This is a genomic window from Fibrella arboris (assembly GCF_041321095.1).
In the GTDB taxonomy this organism is placed as follows: domain Bacteria; phylum Bacteroidota; class Bacteroidia; order Cytophagales; family Spirosomataceae; genus Fibrella; species Fibrella arboris.
In genome coordinates this window covers 200,447-217,309 of the sequence record NZ_JBGGWE010000002.1, presented here as the reverse complement: position 1 = coordinate 217,309, position 16,863 = coordinate 200,447, and the positions used below count along the sequence as shown (strand labels likewise).

Genomic DNA, 16,863 nt, shown 5'->3' with positions numbered 1-16,863 from the left:
TGGTGATGAGGAGCTACAGATAAAGTAGTTGATGACCGCGAAAGCGATTAATCACTTCTCCACTTTACAAAAAGGCGAAAGGCTCCTACACGGGTAGGTACACGCTGAACGTAGCCCCCTGGCCGAGCTGCCCTCTAGCCGTGATCGCTCCACCGTGATTGGTGGCCACCTTTTCGCAGATGGCTAAACCAATGCCGGTCCCTGTGTAGTTGCTCTGGCCATGCAGGCGCTGAAAGACCTGAAAGATGCGCTCCGCATATTGCTGCTCAAAACCAATGCCGTTATCAGCTACGTCAACCCGGTGATAGGCCTCTGCTGACTGGGCTGGTTTGACGCCGGGCGGCAGGTGGCTACGGTCGACTACCGTTGCGTCTATATTGATTTGGGCTTTTCTGGTAGGTAAACGGAATTTAAGGGCGTTGCTCAGGAGATTTTGAAATAGTTGTCCTAACTGCGACGCATCGCCCTTTACGACAGGAAGCGCGCCTATCTGGATGGTCGCCTCTGTTTCACTAATAAGCACGTCAAGATCCGTCAGTATCAGATCAATCACACTGGCCAATGCTGTAGGTTCACCGGTCCCGCGCTGAGCCGTAATTTGGGCAAAGGTCAGTAGGTCACGAATCAGCGTGGTCATGCGCAAGGCCGCTGATTGCATCCGCTCCACCAGGTCGGCTCCCTGGCCCAGCGCTGGAGCGTATTGCGCCTGAAGCAAGGTGCCGAAAGCCTGAATTTTGCGCAAGGGCTCCTGCAGGTCATGACTGGCCACATAGGCGAACTGCTGCAGGTCGTCATTAGAGCGCTTCAGTTCGTCGATTTTCCCTTCAAGCTGGTGTTGTAGTTGCCTCAACCGGGTGAAATCAGTGAAGTGGACGATGACCTCCTCCTCCAGTTTGGCCGTGCTCATTAAGTTGTACAGGTCGAGTCCATCTTTATCGTAGTGGATCTCGAAGGTAAGTGGCTGTCCCGTTTTATAGGTTTCGACGGGGTTGGTAAAACTCACCGTGTCAAAATAACCGGGGAATACGTCGCCTACCCGTCTTCCCTTTAGCTCGTCCGGTGTTGCGTTGGCATAGGCTGCGTAAGCCTGATTGGTCAATGCATAGCGGAAATCAACCAGTTCGCCTTGCTCAAAAACCGGTTGAAGCACCTGCATGGGCTCTTTAAAGGAGTTTATGATCGCCTGCAGGTACTGATTATCGCGGGCCACCTCCACTAACATCGTTTCAGGAGTAACATCGTGTATCGTGTGGATGATGTAGAGCAGTTTTCCATCGGGACCATCCACCGGTTTATTAACCACGCGCCAGGAACGCCACTCCGGTAAGCCTGTTTCAACGTTGGGCCACTGGTAACGCTGGTCAGTCATTAAGTGGGGCCGTTTTGTGTCGATTACCTGGGTTAACGATTGCCGGAGCTGCTCAGAGCTGATCGGGTTGTGGCCGTCCGGGAAAAATACCTCGAACAGCCCACGGCCCAGCAGCGACTCACGCTGGAGGCCGACGGCTACCAGGTACTCGTCTGAAACGGCGGCAATGGTAAAGGTAGGGGCGTCGGACAGGAGTACCAGATGATTGCCTGGCATGGCATCGATGAGTAGCGAGTTGATGGCTGGGCCCTCCGAAGAAGTTGCTGGCGTAGGCTTCATGTGTTCGATGTACTCCTTTTGTTTTGGTCGCCTCCATGGTAACCTGGATAAAGGCGTGCCAGAAAACCGACCGTATCTTCCGGCGGGCTAAACTATTAAACAAGCAACGTATTTGCTGTGGCCTGACAGAGCGGCTTACCCAAAAAGGGGTGCTTTCGCCTCTATTTCTAGTTAGTAAGCCGTCGGACCGGTGAGCTTGACGTAGCTGACCAGGCCAACTGCGGGTAGCTACCTGTCGGGATCGCAGTTAGGTACGTTCGTTGGTAATTTACAACGAAAGGAAACGAATAAAGCGGTCCGGTTAAGCAGAAAAGTGCTTAACCGGACCGCTTTAGTTAATTGTGCCCGTGCAGGCACTCGCCCAATTGCCCTAAATAAACGTCAGTGCTTTGCCTTCGCTGACTTGACGGCCTTCTCGATAACGTCCAGCCGTGCTTTCCGTTGATCTGGCGTGTTGGCTGCCGATCCATCTGATGCAAACTCGAAGACTTCGTTCTTTTCTGGATCGTAAACCGGCCACTGGGGCAGCCCCTTGCCATTTGGACTGCCCGTTTTGGCGAAGTTAGCCCAATACGTGTTCATCATACTGGCAACGGCCTTGTCTTGGGGGGAAATGGTGGCTCCCTGCCGGCCTCTCAGGTTGTCGAACACGTACCCGATTTCAAACGCGTGGGCGGCGCCATATTTCATCCACTGCTTCGCCGAAGCAGGGACGTAGGAGAAAAGATAGACATAAGCCGGTGCACCCCTGGCAATGAACGAGCGTGCAGTGAACCGGGCTGGCTCCGCCCATACCTTGTCGGTATTGACCAGACTCAGCATTTGGGCAAATTCTGTACGGCCATCAGGATCGTAAGCCTTTTCCATTTCGTCTTTCTGCGGCCCGAACTGCGCGAGCAGCTCTTCTTTCGATTTGGCCTTGACAAAGCCTGCGGGTACTTCGGCACTGTTCGACCCAATGAGAAGCGGAATTTTCGCCTGCCTGCCCGCGGTGAAGGCGCTCTCGGCTGTTTCTACCACAAGCTTACCATCGAGGATAGGTCCCGAATACGTGGGCGGGCCACCCGGCCCAGCCGTTTCCTGCCCGCCATCGACAATCTCGGCCGCGCTGAGTGCCCGCAGTGTAGCCAGCGCGGCCGCATCTGTACCTTCGATTCCATAGCGCCTGGCGAAGTTTACGCCGATGGTTTCAGCCGATATCGGATAGTTTACATCCGCATTGTCTTTCTTGATCGGCCGCCCGGTAAGCACGCCGTCACGAGCACCACCCGATTCACTGATCGCTTTCTGGAAAAGACCTTTCGCCGCTGGTATGGACAGGAGCGAAAGGACCGAAACACCCCCTGCCGACTCACCGAAAATGGTCACGTTTTTGGGGTCACCACCAAAAGCGGCAATGTTCTTTTGCACCCACTGGAGAGCGGCAATCTGATCCATATAGGCATAGTTACCCTTGGGCTCATCCGGCTGTTCGTTGCTTAGCGCGGGGAATGCGAAGAAACCGAGCCGGCCCAACCGATAGTTGAACGTAACCAGAATGACACCTTGTTTGGCAAACTGAGTGCCGTTGTAGTCTGGCTGTGATCCGCTACCAAATACGAAGGCACCTCCATAGATCCACACCATGACCGGAAGCTTTGCTTTCGGGCTGGCATTGGCGGGTCGCCACAAATTAAGAAACAGGCAATCTTCGGAAGAGGTAGTCGACATGGCAGCGGGACCTGGTCCAAACCCTCGTTGCGGGGGATCTGCGCCAAACGTACTGGCATCGCGCTCGCCCTGCCAGGCCGTAACCGGCTGGGGTGGTCGCCACCGATTGGCGCCAACCGGGGGGGCGGCGTAGGGAATGCCCTTGAAACTGGAAACATCGCCTTCAGTCACGCCGCGTACGACTCCAGAGGCTGTACGAACGGTGGGGCCTGCTTGTTGTGCCTGCAAGGCGTGGGTAAGCAAAAGGGTAAATCCCAGGAGTAGTTGTTTCACGATGTTCTGGTTTAGGTACGTTGCCTGAGCGTGTAGATCGGCTGTTTGTGCTCGCTTGGGCAAAGGTCTGCCCGTTGCTCTAGCTGACGGGTATACAGATTACGGGCATTACTACCAATATTCCTGATTCGCGAGCACGGGTCGGGTAGCGTATTTGGAATGCCTTAATTTTGAGGCGTATAACAAGCCGGACTATGGATACCCTACGACGATTCGAGACGATCAGCGATTACAACGTATTCAACAACCACGAAACGTTCCACCCGCTCATCAGTGTGATCGACTTCTCGAAAGCAGCCCCTCGAAAAGGGTCTGGTATGTATTTTGGCTTCTACGCCATTCTGCTGAAAGATGTAAAATGCGGAGATATGGTCTACGGTCGTCACACGTACGACTATCAGGAAGGCACCCTGGTTTTTCTGGCGCCGGGTCAGGTGGCGGGCCTCAATAGCAATGGAGAAACGTATCAGCCTAAAGGCCACGGGCTGGTCTTCCACACAGATCTGATTCATGGTACTTCCCTGGGCCGCCATATGCAGGACTACACCTTCTTCAGCTACCAATCGAACGAAGCCCTGCATCTATCGAAACGGGAGCGGGAACTGGTGCTGGATTTCTTTGCAAAAATCGAGTACGAATTACAGTACGCCATTGACAAGCATAGCAAGAAGCTGATTGTCAACAGTATCGAACTGTTTCTGAATTACTGCGTCCGTTTTTATGACCGGCAGTTTATTACCCGGAATCATGTGCATCAGGGAATTCTGGAGCGGTTTGAGAATTTGCTGAATGCGTATTTTCAAACCGATAAACCCCAGACGATCGGGTTGCCTTCAGTAGCGTATTGCGCGGGTGAGTTGAATTTGTCGGCCAATTATTTTGGCGATCTGATCAAGAAAGAAACCGGCAAAACCGCGCAGGAATACATCCAGGCGAAGGTGATCGACGTAGCCAAAGAACGCATCTTCGACCAGAGCAAATCCGTTAGTCAGGTAGCCTATGACTTAGGCTTTAAATACCCACAACATTTTAACCGGCTATTTAAGCAGCGGGTCGGTCAGTCACCCAACGAATACCGCCGGGCCGCCGATGCGGATGCTGCATGAGAATTGATCGGGGCTACGCGTGATCTGTTGCTACATACCCTGCTTTTGTAAGGAAGCCCTCGCCGGCCCGGCGACGCTGCGCTGTGAAATCCCTACGGCGTAAGCCGCCCGGTCATGTTCTGAAAAGCGATAGTATCAAGCAAATCAGCGGCAAAAACCGGCCTCAATTCGTAAAAAGCAACTTTTACGTTTCGTTAACATTCTTTTACCAGCCCTTCAACACATCTCAGCATAAAGACTGGTAGGTTTGTTGCTATTCGTTGGTAGCAAAAAAGAAAAAACGATGAATTACTCCCGGGTCTATGCTTTACTCTTACTGTTTGTTTTTCTCACTTCCTGCGGACAAAACCAGACAGACGTAGCAAACGATGCCATCAAGGCTGACAGTAAAGACATAGGGCCCAACATGATGGCCCGTAGCATAAAAAAAGGCAGGAATGGCACCATCTTGATGGCTGGCCCCAACAACGCATCATTTGGTGATGTTTTTCGATACGATGGAAAATCATTTACTAACCTTACCAGTAAACTAGGTCAGCACCGATTCTGGGATGTTTTGGAAGATCGACGGGGCAATAGTTGGTTCACGTCTACCGATGCAGGCGTTTTTTATGACAACGGGAAATCCGTTCAACAGTTCACTACCACGGAGGGGCTTGCCAGTAATCGGGTCATGTCTGTTTATGAAGATAAAGCCGGCATTATTTGGTTCGGCACTGGACGTGGAATAAGCCGCTACGATGGGAAATCGTTTCGCAATTTCACCTCGCCGAACGCGCCGCTATTTTATAAAGAAGCGCATTTGAATAATGATATCAATACAATCATTGACGATAGAACAGGGAAATTATGGGTTGGCACAAGGGGCGACGCCTTTGTTTATGACGGAAAAAAATTCACCACGTTAATCCATAACGGCGAACCCTTTCTCCACGTTTCGGCTATACTGGAAGATAGAAAAGGCAACATTTGGTTCAGCGGTAACAATGGCTTTAAAGTAGGTCGGACTGGTGGCCTTTGGCGCTATGACGGCAGTAGTTTCACGAAAGTATCAGAGAGAGGTGCTTATGCTATAATCCAGGATAAAAAAGGAAATATCTGGACTACAGGCCCGGTAAATCCTGCTAATTCGACGGTCCAGGCAGTTTCCCGGTATGACGCCAGTTCCCTGGCTAGTAACAAGCCCACGGTAACCGAAATCAGGTCAGGAAAGGCTTTCTTCGGGATTTCGGAAGCGAACGATGGAAGTATCTGGTTTGGCGATGCAACCGGCGTGTATCGCTATGATGGAAAGACCATCACGGACTTTTATAATAAAAATGGTCAGAAAAAATATAGCCTAGACACGAAGCAGAGTATTATAGTATGGAGGGGGTCTATGCTACTTGGTGGATGGGACGGTTCTACGTTTCTCGGTGAGGGTACCCGTACAGGGAACGTCGGTCTATTAAAAGGCGAATTGTTGGTCGAAAACCGGCAGCTGGTAGGCGGTGCCGTTGACGTCGATATGAATACTATTGAGCAAAAATTGGATGATAATGAACGTTCCTACAATAAATTTCCCCCATTTTTTGATGTCAAAAAATTTCCTGTGTCGACCTTCACCATTACGAAGGTCGACACAGGAAATGCTGCAAATACAAACGTTCCACCTGATGGGAGTATACGAGTTACAACTGAAGGCAATATAAAAGTTACAGGCAACCTGACCATGGAAGGGATCACGAAGGCCGTTACTTTCCCCGCCAAAATGCATTTTAAGGACGGAATGGATGGAACTCTCGAGATGAATGGCACACTGATCATTGATCGAACCGATTGGGGTATCGATTCTGGATCAGAAAAGCTCTTTTTTAAGTCTGGCGATGGGACTATTTCGGACGATATTAAACTATTTATAAAAATCGTAGCAAAAAAATAAATAGGCATCGCCGATTAAATTGCTCACGGAAGACAGCGGCCACTTCGGTTTCCTGCAGGAGCAGACGCAGTCAATATAGAGTAAATTACCGGCTGCTAAAAAGCAGGTGTACCCTTAAAAAATGTTGGGGAATTATGTGTAGCCTACTGGTCAAACTTGTTGAAGCCTGAGCTGGATGTTGGTCAGATACAGGCAAAAAGCCGGCACCGATCTGATCGGTGCCGGCTTTTTGCCTGTAGTTAAGTAATGCTTTTGTCATCCCGAAGAAGGAGGGATGACAAAAGCGCCAGGTATCAATGACCAGAAACTAATTGGTCAAGCTCTAGCCTTAAATCTGTTTGTCAATCTCAGACTTGAAAGGCTGATTGTAGAAACGCTTGCCTTTGTTTTTGTACAGGGCGTTGGCCACCGCGCCAAACACAGGCGGGAAGGGTGGTTCGCCCAAACCGCTCGGGTCGAGGTCATTTTCGACGAAGTGAACCTCAATTTTCTGAGGTGCTTCGTTGTGCCGAATCATCCGGTAGTTGTGGAAATTGCTTTGCTCGGCGGCACCGTTCTTGTGCGTCAGGGAACCGTAGAGCGCATTGCCGATTCCGTCGACCACCGCGCCCTGTACCATGTTCTTGGCCGCATCGGGGTTTACCACGATACCGCAGTCCATAGCGCTGAAAACGCGTTCTACGTAGGGTTCGCCATCGCGGGTGACCATATCAACGACGTGGGCTGCGTAGGAGTTGTGGCAGAAATAAGCCGCGACCCCCCGGTTGTACTTCTCGCTGCCCGGCTTGTTCCAGCCCGACTTGTCGCGTACCAGCGTGAGTACACTCGCGTACCGGTCGGCATCATATTCATTGTTTTTACCAACCGGGTTAGTCTTAGCCCGCATTAAGAGTTCGAGTCTAAGATCGATGGGGTCTTTACCCATGGCCTCGGCCACTTCGTCCAGGAAGGACTGTTCAGCAGCGGCGTTAAAGTTGGAACGCGGCGCCCGGAAGGCACCAATGGTGATATTAGACGGAATCTCCCAGCCTTCGGCCAGATAGTTGTCTACGGCACCGGCCGGAAAACGGTTGGCGTGGATCGCGTGTTCGGGTATGCCACCTCCTTTCACATGGAAGGCAATCAGGTTTTTATTGGCATCCAACGCCGCCCGGTAGGTTGCCGTGTACATCGGCCGGTAGATGCCATACGTCATGTCATCCTCGCGGGTGTAGATCAGCTTAACAGGTGCTTTTACCTGTTTGGAGATCAGGGCTGCTTCATAGAGATACTGGCCATATGCCCGCCGACCGAAACCGCCACCCATGCGCGTCATCTGAATCTCGATCTTGTCGGCGGGCAGGTTGATTAGTTTCGACAGTGTTGGTTCAGCCCAACCCGGTGCTTGCAGGGGACCGGCTACCACCGCTTTTTCATCGGTCACATGCGCGAAGAAGTTCATCGGCTCCATGCAGTTATGAGCCAGAAACGGAGCATTGTAGGTACGTTCGATGATCTGAGCCGCATTTTTGAAGGCCGTTTCGGGGTCACCGTCTTTCCGAAGTTGCTGGGCCGGTTTGCCCGCCAGTTCCTGCATTTTTTCAAGCTGGGTGCTTGTGCTTTCCAGCCCTCCCGGAACCGTCACCTCGCGTTTGCCGCCCCTGCCCATCATGGTGTCTTTTGTATCACCAGTCGGCTCCCATTCTACTTTCAGCTTTTTGCGGGCGTTCATGACCTCCCAGGTGGTCTTGCCCACCACAACCAGTAAATCGTTGAAGGTACGGGTGTCGAAACCGCCCTGCTCGAAACCTTCCTGGTATAGTTTCAGGGTGAATACGTCCTTGATGCCCGGCATTTTAATGGCCTGCGAGGCATCGAACGACTTCAATTTCAGGCCGAAAGCCGGTGGATGCTGAATCATGGCGATCAACATACCGTTTGCCCGATAGTCTAACCCAAACAATGGCTTACCCGTTACTATCTTTTTGCCTTCAACATTCTTCCTGGAATTCCTGACGATCGTAAAGTCTTTCGGGGCTTTTAGCTTCATACCCTTGGGCACGGGCAGCGTAGCCGCTTTACTGGCCATGTCGCCGTATTTCGCCGATTTTCCGCTTGCATGATGCAGGACACCGGCTTTGGCTGTCACTTCACCAACGGGCACATTCCAGGTTTGGGCGGCCGCTTCGCACAGCATCTGGCGGGCGGCGGCCCCGGCTTCGCGAAGGGGTTTCCAATACATCCGAACCGAATTACTGCCCCCCGTAAACTGAGGGCCCAGTTTCGCATTGTCGTGCGGGCCCATCTCAACGATCACGTTTTTCCAGTCGGCATCGAGTTCTTCGGCCACCATCATGGGCAGCGAGGTCATCACGTTCTGGCCAAACTCCGGGTTGGGGCAAATGAGTTTGATGACGTTGTCGGGCGTGATCTGAATGTAGCCGTTCAGTTGCGCCCACTGCTCCGGCAGGTTCAGCGCCTCCAGTTTATCAGCGGCCACGGCCTTCGATAGCCAGCTCACGCTGAGCAGCATGCCACCGCCTGATAGGAGCGAGGTCTTTAAGAAGGAACGCCTGTTGTAGGTAGTTCTGCTTGTTTTCATGGTCAAGGTGCTGTTTCCGAATTAGCAACAGGGAGTTACTTCTTCGCTGTTGATTTGATCGCTTCTTTGATGCGCAGGTACGTTCCACACCGGCAAATGTTGCCACTCATGGCCGCATCGATATCGGCATCGGTTGGTTTCGGGTTCGTCTTCAACAGCGACGCCGCGCTCATCATTTGTCCCGCCTGACAGTAGCCGCACTGTGACACATCGTGTTCCAGCCACGCTTTTTGCACAGGGTGGTCGCCATTCGCCGACAGCCCTTCAATAGTAGTGATGGCCTGCTTACCGACAACTGAAACCGGCAATTGGCAGGAACGAACCGCCGTTCCGTCGAGATGAACCGTGCAGGCGCCACATTGGGCTACACCACAGCCATACTTGGTGCCGGGCATATCCAGATGATCACGTAATACCCAAAGCATAGGCGTCGCTGGATCAACATCCACCGGCCTGATTTTTCCGTTGACTTTTAAGTTATACTTTGCCACTGTTGTCGGGTTTACTTGGTTATAAAAGCGTTTTGCAGGTAGTACTGGTTCTTACAAAGGTCTCGGTTGTCAGGAAAGTGACTGGTATACAGATTACGGATGTTATTACCAATTTTACGGATGGCCGCCTGGACAGAGCTTGTTCGCCGATCGATACGCCTTGCTTGTGATGAACAGAGACCTGTAGAATCTTTTTGCTTTTAAATGTAAGTATATCAAGGCAATAATCAGTTTTCTGAGGCCTGATTACGGGCCGTCTCCCGTTGTTTACACGGATAAGGTGTCAGACGGTTCTGATACGGAAAGAACCCCGGAAAGCTCCGTGCTGCGTATTCGTTGATGAATGTTCAGCCCAAAGCTTTCCGGGGTTCTTGAGTAGGTAACTTGCAGAAAACCGGTTAAAAGTCGAGGTGGCAGTTGGTCCAACCGTCGTCGAAGCGGGTGCCGAACTGTTTGTAGAAGCCAATCGCGGGTTCGTTCCAGTCGAGTACCTGCCACATCATGCCCGTGCAATTCAGCTCGCGGGCTTTGGCGATTGTCGCATCGAGCAACACCTTACCCAGCCCCTGGCCGCGGTGACTTTCCGTGATGATGATGTCTTCCAGGTAAAGGCGCTTGCCTTTCCAGGTCGAATAGCGGAAATAATAGAGCGAGATGCCGACGAGTTTCTTCGTGACATCATCTTCGGCCACCATAAAATGGAAGAGCGGATTTGGCCCGAAGCCGTCTTCGCGAAGTTGCTCGACCGTGTTGGTCATCTGGTCGGCGGCTTCTTCGTAAACAGCCAGTTCAACAATTAGGTCAAAAACCTGGGGGATATCGGCTTCTACACCGGTGCGGATTGTCATCATACTTTATGACGCCACTTGTCTAAAGCAGCCTGAAAATCAATGGGTAGGGGTGAATCAAATTGATACCATTCCTGGGTACGCGGGTGTTCGAAACCCAGCGAGCGCGCATGCAGCGCCTGCCGGGGTAACAGGGCAAATGCATTATCGACAAATGCCTTGAAGGTGCCATTGGGATTGCCGCGCAGAATGCGGTCGCCGCCATAGGTGGCGTCATTGAACAGCGGATGGCCGATGTGCCGGAAGTGCGCACGGATCTGGTGGGTACGTCCCGTTTCCAGGTTGCACTGCACCAGCGACACGTAGTTCAGGGCTTCGAGCGTCTTGTAGTGCGACACCGACCATTTGCCTTTGCTCTCCTCGTCGTAGACCGTCATGACCTTCCGGTCACTGGCCGACCGGCCAATGTACCCCGTGATCATGCCATCGGCGGGGTCTGGAACCCCCCATACCAGCGCATTGTAGGTACGTTCAATCGTGTGTTCAAAGAATTGCCGCGCCAGGTGGCTCATGGCATATTCCGTTTTGGCAATCACCATCAGGCCCGACGTGTCTTTGTCGATCCGGTGAACCAGCCCCGGTCTGCCTTCGCCGTTTCGCGTGGTGGGCAGGTTTTGCAGATGGTAAACGAGTGCATTCACCAGCGTACCGTCCCAGTTGCCGTGGGCCGGGTGAACAACCATGCCGGCGGGCTTATTCACGACCATCAACTCGTCATCTTCAAAAACAATGTCGAGGGGAATAGCCTGGGGGATAATCGTGGTATCACGGATCGGATGGGGCAGCGATACCGTGATCAGATCGACCGGCTTCACCTTATAGCTGGCCTTCACGGGCTGTCCGTTTACTTTTACGCTGCCCGCGTCAATGGCCGCCTGTAGCTTGGTCCGCGACGTATTGGCTAATTTCGTGTCTAGAAACCGGTCGATTCGAAGCATGGCCTGACCCGCGTCGACAACGATTCGGTGATGTTCAAAAAGGTCATCCTCTTCGAGCTCATCGGGCTGGGTATTGTGTTCGATCATTCGTATTGGGTACGTTTCCCGTAAAATTACGCAGCATGTCTGATTTAGCGACTCAACTGGCGGATATTGTCGGGAAGTCGACCCTCGATTTTTTGCCTGACCCATTCCCCGAACCCGTACCGATTCGCCTCTACCTGAAGCGCGATGATTTGTTGCATCCGCTGGTGTCGGGTAATAAATGGCGAAAGCTAACCTATAACCTGATCGAGGCAGAGCGGTTGGGCCTCCAGACGTTATTGACGTTTGGGGGAGCGTATTCCAACCACGTATACGCCACCGCTGCCGCTGGCCGACTGCTTGGCTTTCAGACGATCGGGTTGGTCAGGGGAGATGAACTGGCTTATAAACCGCTCAATGCCACACTGGCTTTCTGTCAGCAGCAGGGCATGCAGCTTCAGTTTGTTGACCGGGCAACGTACCTGAGGGCCAACGAGCCGGCCTTTCAGCAGGCGCTCCGGGCGCGGTACGGGCCTTGTTATATCCTGCCGGAGGGTGGTACCAATGAACTGGCCATTCAGGGTACCGCCGACCTTGTACCCGAAGTGATCGATCAGCTGGGTACGTTGCCGACAACGGTTGCCTGTGCGGTCGGAACCGGTGGTACGCTGGCCGGCCTGATTCGAGCGGCTCCGGCAGCGGTGCAGGTGTTGGGTATATCGGCTTTGAAAGTGCCCCAGGGCGAACCGCTGCGTTTCGCGGGACTTCCCCATCCGTTACCGCCCAACGCAGCGGTAAACACGGCCTATCATCAGGGAGGCTACGCCCGCACTACGCCTGAACTGCTCAAGTTTATGCGTGGGTTCGAAGAGCGAACAGGAATTAGGCTCGAACAGGTTTACACGGGAAAATTGCTGTTTGCGTTGTATGACCTGGCCAGAAAGGGCTATTTCGCCCAGCAGGCAACCGTAGTGGCGATCCATACAGGGGGCTTGCAGGGAAGGAGCCAGGACCTGTAGCGGCTATTTCGTCAGAACACTGAGTGCCCCGCTTCCTTCCAGGTAACACTGTTTTACGTCAGCTACTTTATCAACGCCCTGTTGCCGAAGCAGGCTTAGCAGCTCATCCTCGGTAATCAGTTCGCGTTTAAGGTTCTGCCGCTGGATGACCCCGTTCTTCACCAGCAAGGTCGGTGCCGGGTTACCCAATCGATCAAAAAAGGCCGATCGGTAGCCCATCCAGTTAATGAAATAGTCCCAGCCGACCAACGTACCTACAAGCGCAGCGCCTTCAGTGACCGATTCGTACGTACCTGCCATTGCGTTCTGCGAGGCGTCGGAGATAAGCGTGATGAGCAAAATATCCGTGATGTTTAGTTGGCCGCTACTGCGCCGGATAAAACGCATGTACAGAAAGACAATCCAGTAGGTTAATGTGCCCCGGACAAGTATCTCCAGAACAGAACCAGAGGGAACGAACATCGTCTCCCAATCAATAGCAGTAAGCTTTTCCATGGCCGTAGTGTCGTGAACAATCAAAACGGATTTGCACCTTTGCGGTTTCGTTTTCTTAGCCATTAACATGCCTGCTTCATCACTCAATCGATCGCTGGAACCTCGTTTACGACACCTCATTGATCAGAAAACCAAACCAGTTGGCTCACTTGGCCAGCTCGAAAGCCTGGCGCTGCAAATTGGACTGATCCAGCAGACCCAGTCGCCTGTGCTGATCAATCCGCACATACTGGTGTTTGCCGCCGACCACGGCATTGCTACCGAGGGTGTCAGCGCGTATCCGGCGGAGGTGACCTACCAGATGGTGCATAATTTCATCCGTGGGGGGGCAGCCATCAACGTGTTTACCCGGCAGTTGGGGCTGCAACTGGTGGTTTGCGATGTGGGCGTGCGGGGTACGTTCGAGTCGACTGTGGCGACCGGGCCCGGGTCCAGCTTCGTGAAGTTCAAGGTACAGCCCGGCACACACAATATGCGGCATCAGCCTGCTATGTCGACCGATGATACCGAGGCTGCGATGGATGCGGGCCGACTGCTGGTCGATGGCGTACATCACCGGGGCTGTAACGTAGTTGGGTTTGGCGAAATGGGCATCGGGAATAGCTCGTCGGCAGCCCTGCTGATGCATCGACTGCTACACCTGCCCCTCAGCCAGTGTGTCGGGCGTGGCACCGGCCTGGCTGACGGTCAACTGGCGCATAAACTAACTGTGCTGACAGAAGTGGCTGACCGGTATGCCGCGTTAACCGACCCGATGGCTATCCTGTCGGCGATGGGTGGATTTGAACTGGCGGCGCTGGCTGGAGGAATGTTACGCGCGGCCGAAAATGGCATGCTTATCCTGGTCGACGGCTTCATGGCTACGGCGGCACTGCTGGTTGCCCGGGCACTCGACCCCGCCGTGCTCGACTATTGCGTGTTTACCCACCAATCGGCAGAGGCAGGCCATCAATGGATGCTCGATCACCTGAATGCCCGTCCATTACTGACGCTCGATCTGCGCCTGGGCGAAGGAACGGGCTGTGCGCTGGCCTATCCGCTGGTGCAGGCTGCTGTGGCCATGCTCAACGAAATGGCGTCTTTTGAACAGGCCGGTATCAGTACTAACTAGTCGTGGGCGCTGTCTACCAAGTCTTTGTGCATTACTTCCTGCCGACCGCTACTCACCACTACACTACCTATGTACAGGCTCTTCTTCACGGCCCTGATGTTTTATACCCGGTTACCCGTGCCGAAACACATCGACCACTCGGCCGATCTGCTGAACCGATCTACGTTGTTCTTTCCACTCATTGGCTGGATCATTGGCGCTATTGGCGTAGGTACGTATTGGGTTGGGAGCCTGCTCTTTCCGCCCGAACTGGCCGTACTTGTCAGCATGGTATCGACGATCTGGGCGACAGGCGCTTTTCACGAAGACGGATTCGCCGATGTGTGTGATGGCTTTGGCGGCGGCTGGACCAAAGCCCAGATTCTGACCATCATGAAAGACAGTCGGCTGGGTACGTTCGGGGTAATTGGGTTGGGTTTACTGCTGGCCATCAAGTTTTATGCGCTGCTCAAACTGTTGCCCGGCGAGCCCTTCGGCTGGAAGGTCGCCTTAAAATACATCTCGGCGCATAGCCTGAGCCGCTGGGTCGCCACGACACTGATTGCCAGTATGACTTATGTCCGCGACGATGAAACGGCGAAGGCCAAGCCCATTGCGCAGGGTGGCATTCGCGGACTGCCGCTGGCCGCTGCCACGTTTTTTGGGTTGGCACCAACCTTACTTCTCGTCATACTGAGCGGGTTATGGGTGTATATCACGTTCCTGATCCCGCTTTGGCTGGTGCGCTGGCGCCTGAAACGATACTTTATCAGGTGGCTGGGCGGGTACACCGGCGATTGTCTCGGGGCAACTCAACAGCTAACAGAGTCGGTGGTCTACCTGTCATACGTTTCATTGGTATGGGTCAGCCTTTGACAAAAAATGCCATCAGGCGGCGGCAGACGTTACCAACGAATGACAGCGAGTGTACTGACAATCAATAACCACCCACTAACGATAAATGACCTGTCTATATGGTAGAGCTTAGAACCGTTGACGTGCTCCGGTACGTGCTTCCGTTGCGTGAAGGAGGATCGCTGCCGGCGCTGGTCGAGGCGGATGATGATTTTCTGTATGTCCTGAAATTCAGGGGTGCCGGGCAGGGCACCAAAGCGCTGATTGCTGAACTGATTGCCGGTGAACTGGCCAGAACGCTCGGCCTGCGTGTACCCGAGATTGTTTTCGTTAACCTGGACCCTGCATTTGGACGGACAGAGCCTGACGAGGAAATTCAGGATTTACTGAAAGCCAGCGCCGGGTTGAATCTGGCCCTGCATTACCTGTCGGGAGCAATCACCTTCGATCCGCTGGTCACTTCTGTTGATGCGCGGCTTGCCTCGCAAATCGTGTGGCTCGACTGCTTCGTGACGAACGTTGACCGGACCGCCCGAAATACCAATATGCTCATGTGGCACAAGGAGTTATGGCTGATCGATCACGGGGCGTCCCTTTATTTTCACCATAGCAGCCAACCCTGGGAAGAGCAGGCCATTCGGCCATTTGCGGCGGTAAAAGATCATGTTCTGCTTCCGCGTGCGGCTGAACTGTCGGCGGTCAATACAGAATTTCGGGGACTGCTGACGCCCGACCGGATTCAGGAAATCGTGGGCCTTATTCCCGATGATTGGCTCACGACGGAGGGGGCCGATCTGACACCTGCCGAACAGCGTAACGTGTACGTCCAATTTTTAACGACCCGGCTTGCTGAATCTGACCGGTTTGTAAACGCCGCCAACGATGCCCGACATGCACTTATTTGAATATGCCGTCATCCGCGTGGTGCCACGGGTCGAGCGCGAAGAGTTTATCAACGTAGGGGTGATTCTTTACTGTGCTTCACAGGGTTTTTTGCAAACGCGCTGTATGTTGCCCGTTGACCGGTTAGCTGCCTTCCCGAACGTACCTGAACTGACCGAACTAACGGACCGGTTGCAGGCGTTCGAGCGGATATGTGCCGGGCGAAAACTGGGTGGCCCCATTGGTCAGCTACCCGTTGCGTCCCGATTTCGCTGGTTAACCGCCACCCGGAGTACCGTAGTGCAGACATCGGTCGTTCATCCAGGCCTTTGCCAAGACCCACAAAAAACGCTCGATCGTCTGTTTGAGCAACTGGTAGTATGATCACTGTGTACCTTATTCGCCATACCGAAGTAGCCGTTGACAGGGCAATATGCTACGGTGGGTCAGATGTAGCACTGGCGCTAAACTATGCGCGGCAGCTTGATAAACTGGCAACGAACCTTCTCGAGGTCACGCCTGATGTTGTGTTTTCCAGTCCGCTGAGTCGTTGCATGCGGTTGGCCGGCGATTTAACCCCTAATCGATCTCAAGAGGATATCCACTTCGATGATCGCTTGCGTGAATATCACTTCGGCGACTGGGAGATGTTGCCCTGGAGTGCTATTCCCCGGGAGGAACTTGATGCCTGGATGGCCGATTTCGTGAACCTGGCTCCGCATAAGGGCGACTCGTTCCAGCAGGTGTTCGATCGGGTACGTGCCTTCTGGAACGAAATGGTGCTGCCGCTTGCCGCAGAGGAGTCTCCCAAAACAGTGTATATCGTTTCCCACGGAGGAGTCATTCGGGCTTTGCTGTGTTTGTTCCTGGAGTTACCTTTGCAAAATGCCTACCGCCTCCACCTCGACTATGGAGCCGTGTCGAAGCTGACAGTTCAGAACGGAGCGTACACGGTAGCATACATCAATCGTTAAACAAAACG

15 protein-coding genes are annotated in these 16,863 nt (G+C 53.3%); 8 read left to right on the top strand and 7 right to left on the bottom strand.

The genetic code is table 11. From position 1 onward, the window contains the following. Positions 1 to 85 precede the first annotated feature (85 nt). Together ACAW75_RS03445 and ACAW75_RS03440 are read right to left on the bottom strand one after the other, a co-directional pair. Positions 86 to 1,648 (bottom strand): sensor histidine kinase, encoded by a 1,563-nt coding sequence (locus ACAW75_RS03445; protein ID WP_370727277.1) that lies wholly within the window; start codon positions 1,646 to 1,648, stop codon positions 86 to 88. A 381-nt stretch (positions 1,649 to 2,029) separates the two neighbouring features. After that, the gene (locus ACAW75_RS03440; protein WP_370727276.1) at positions 2,030 to 3,631 is read right to left on the bottom strand and encodes a carboxylesterase/lipase family protein; all 1,602 of its coding nucleotides are present in this window, start codon (positions 3,629 to 3,631) and stop codon (positions 2,030 to 2,032) included. Between the two features lie 194 nt (positions 3,632 to 3,825). Between ACAW75_RS03440 and ACAW75_RS03435 the strand changes: the two genes are divergently transcribed. After that, positions 3,826 to 4,737: a helix-turn-helix domain-containing protein gene (locus ACAW75_RS03435; protein WP_370727275.1), complete on the top strand. Its 912-nt coding sequence runs from the start codon at positions 3,826 to 3,828 to the stop codon at positions 4,735 to 4,737. A gap of 283 nt (positions 4,738 to 5,020) precedes the next feature. Continuing rightward, entirely contained in the window at positions 5,021 to 6,658 is a 1,638-nt protein-coding gene (locus ACAW75_RS03430; RefSeq protein WP_370727274.1) for a two-component regulator propeller domain-containing protein, read from the top strand. A gap of 328 nt (positions 6,659 to 6,986) precedes the next feature. Here the strand turns inward: ACAW75_RS03430 and ACAW75_RS03425 are convergent, their stop codons facing one another. The 4 genes from ACAW75_RS03425 to ACAW75_RS03410 form a co-directional block, all read right to left on the bottom strand. Next, positions 6,987 to 9,239: a xanthine dehydrogenase family protein molybdopterin-binding subunit gene (locus ACAW75_RS03425; RefSeq protein WP_370727273.1), complete on the bottom strand. Its 2,253-nt coding sequence runs from the start codon at positions 9,237 to 9,239 to the stop codon at positions 6,987 to 6,989. 35 nt (positions 9,240 to 9,274) lie between these two features. Beyond that, entirely contained in the window at positions 9,275 to 9,730 is a 456-nt protein-coding gene (locus ACAW75_RS03420) for a (2Fe-2S)-binding protein (protein ID WP_370727272.1), read from the bottom strand. Between the two features lie 398 nt (positions 9,731 to 10,128). Continuing rightward, positions 10,129 to 10,581 (bottom strand): GNAT family N-acetyltransferase, encoded by a 453-nt coding sequence (locus tag ACAW75_RS03415; RefSeq protein WP_370727271.1) that lies wholly within the window; start codon positions 10,579 to 10,581, stop codon positions 10,129 to 10,131. After that, positions 10,578 to 11,603 (bottom strand): RluA family pseudouridine synthase, encoded by a 1,026-nt coding sequence (locus tag ACAW75_RS03410; RefSeq protein WP_370727270.1) that lies wholly within the window; start codon positions 11,601 to 11,603, stop codon positions 10,578 to 10,580. Before ACAW75_RS03410 ends, ACAW75_RS03415 begins: the two co-directional genes overlap by 4 nt. A 35-nt stretch (positions 11,604 to 11,638) precedes the next feature. On the opposite strand from ACAW75_RS03410, the gene ACAW75_RS03405 reads away from it, so the two are divergent. Then, complete coding sequence (locus tag ACAW75_RS03405; RefSeq protein WP_370727269.1) at positions 11,639 to 12,559, top strand: 1-aminocyclopropane-1-carboxylate deaminase/D-cysteine desulfhydrase; 921 nt, start codon at positions 11,639 to 11,641, stop codon at positions 12,557 to 12,559. A gap of 3 nt (positions 12,560 to 12,562) precedes the next feature. Here the strand turns inward: ACAW75_RS03405 and ACAW75_RS03400 are convergent, their stop codons facing one another. Then, positions 12,563 to 13,054: a DUF421 domain-containing protein gene (locus ACAW75_RS03400; RefSeq protein ID WP_370727268.1), complete on the bottom strand. Its 492-nt coding sequence runs from the start codon at positions 13,052 to 13,054 to the stop codon at positions 12,563 to 12,565. Between the two features lie 67 nt (positions 13,055 to 13,121). Between ACAW75_RS03400 and cobT the strand changes: the two genes are divergently transcribed. The 5 genes from cobT to cobC all read left to right on the top strand — a co-directional run bounded on the left by cobT (position 13,122) and on the right by cobC (position 16,855). Beyond that, entirely contained in the window at positions 13,122 to 14,165 is a 1,044-nt protein-coding gene (cobT, locus tag ACAW75_RS03395; RefSeq protein ID WP_370727267.1) for a nicotinate-nucleotide--dimethylbenzimidazole phosphoribosyltransferase, read from the top strand. A 69-nt stretch (positions 14,166 to 14,234) separates the two neighbouring features. After that, positions 14,235 to 15,020: an adenosylcobinamide-GDP ribazoletransferase gene (locus tag ACAW75_RS03390; protein ID WP_370727266.1), complete on the top strand. Its 786-nt coding sequence runs from the start codon at positions 14,235 to 14,237 to the stop codon at positions 15,018 to 15,020. 98 nt (positions 15,021 to 15,118) lie between these two features. Further along, a complete protein-coding gene (locus tag ACAW75_RS03385; RefSeq protein ID WP_370727265.1) occupies positions 15,119 to 15,904 on the top strand; it encodes a HipA family kinase in 786 nt (261 codons plus the stop codon). Continuing rightward, positions 15,882 to 16,265, top strand: a complete 384-nt coding sequence (locus tag ACAW75_RS03380) for a DUF3037 domain-containing protein (RefSeq protein ID WP_370727264.1) — start codon at positions 15,882 to 15,884, stop codon at positions 16,263 to 16,265. The genes ACAW75_RS03385 and ACAW75_RS03380 overlap by 23 nt, the downstream gene beginning before the upstream one ends. After that, the gene (gene cobC, locus ACAW75_RS03375; RefSeq protein ID WP_370727263.1) at positions 16,262 to 16,855 is read left to right on the top strand and encodes an alpha-ribazole phosphatase; all 594 of its coding nucleotides are present in this window, start codon (positions 16,262 to 16,264) and stop codon (positions 16,853 to 16,855) included. The genes ACAW75_RS03380 and cobC overlap by 4 nt, the downstream gene beginning before the upstream one ends. The last annotated feature ends 8 nt before the right edge of the window (positions 16,856 to 16,863 follow it).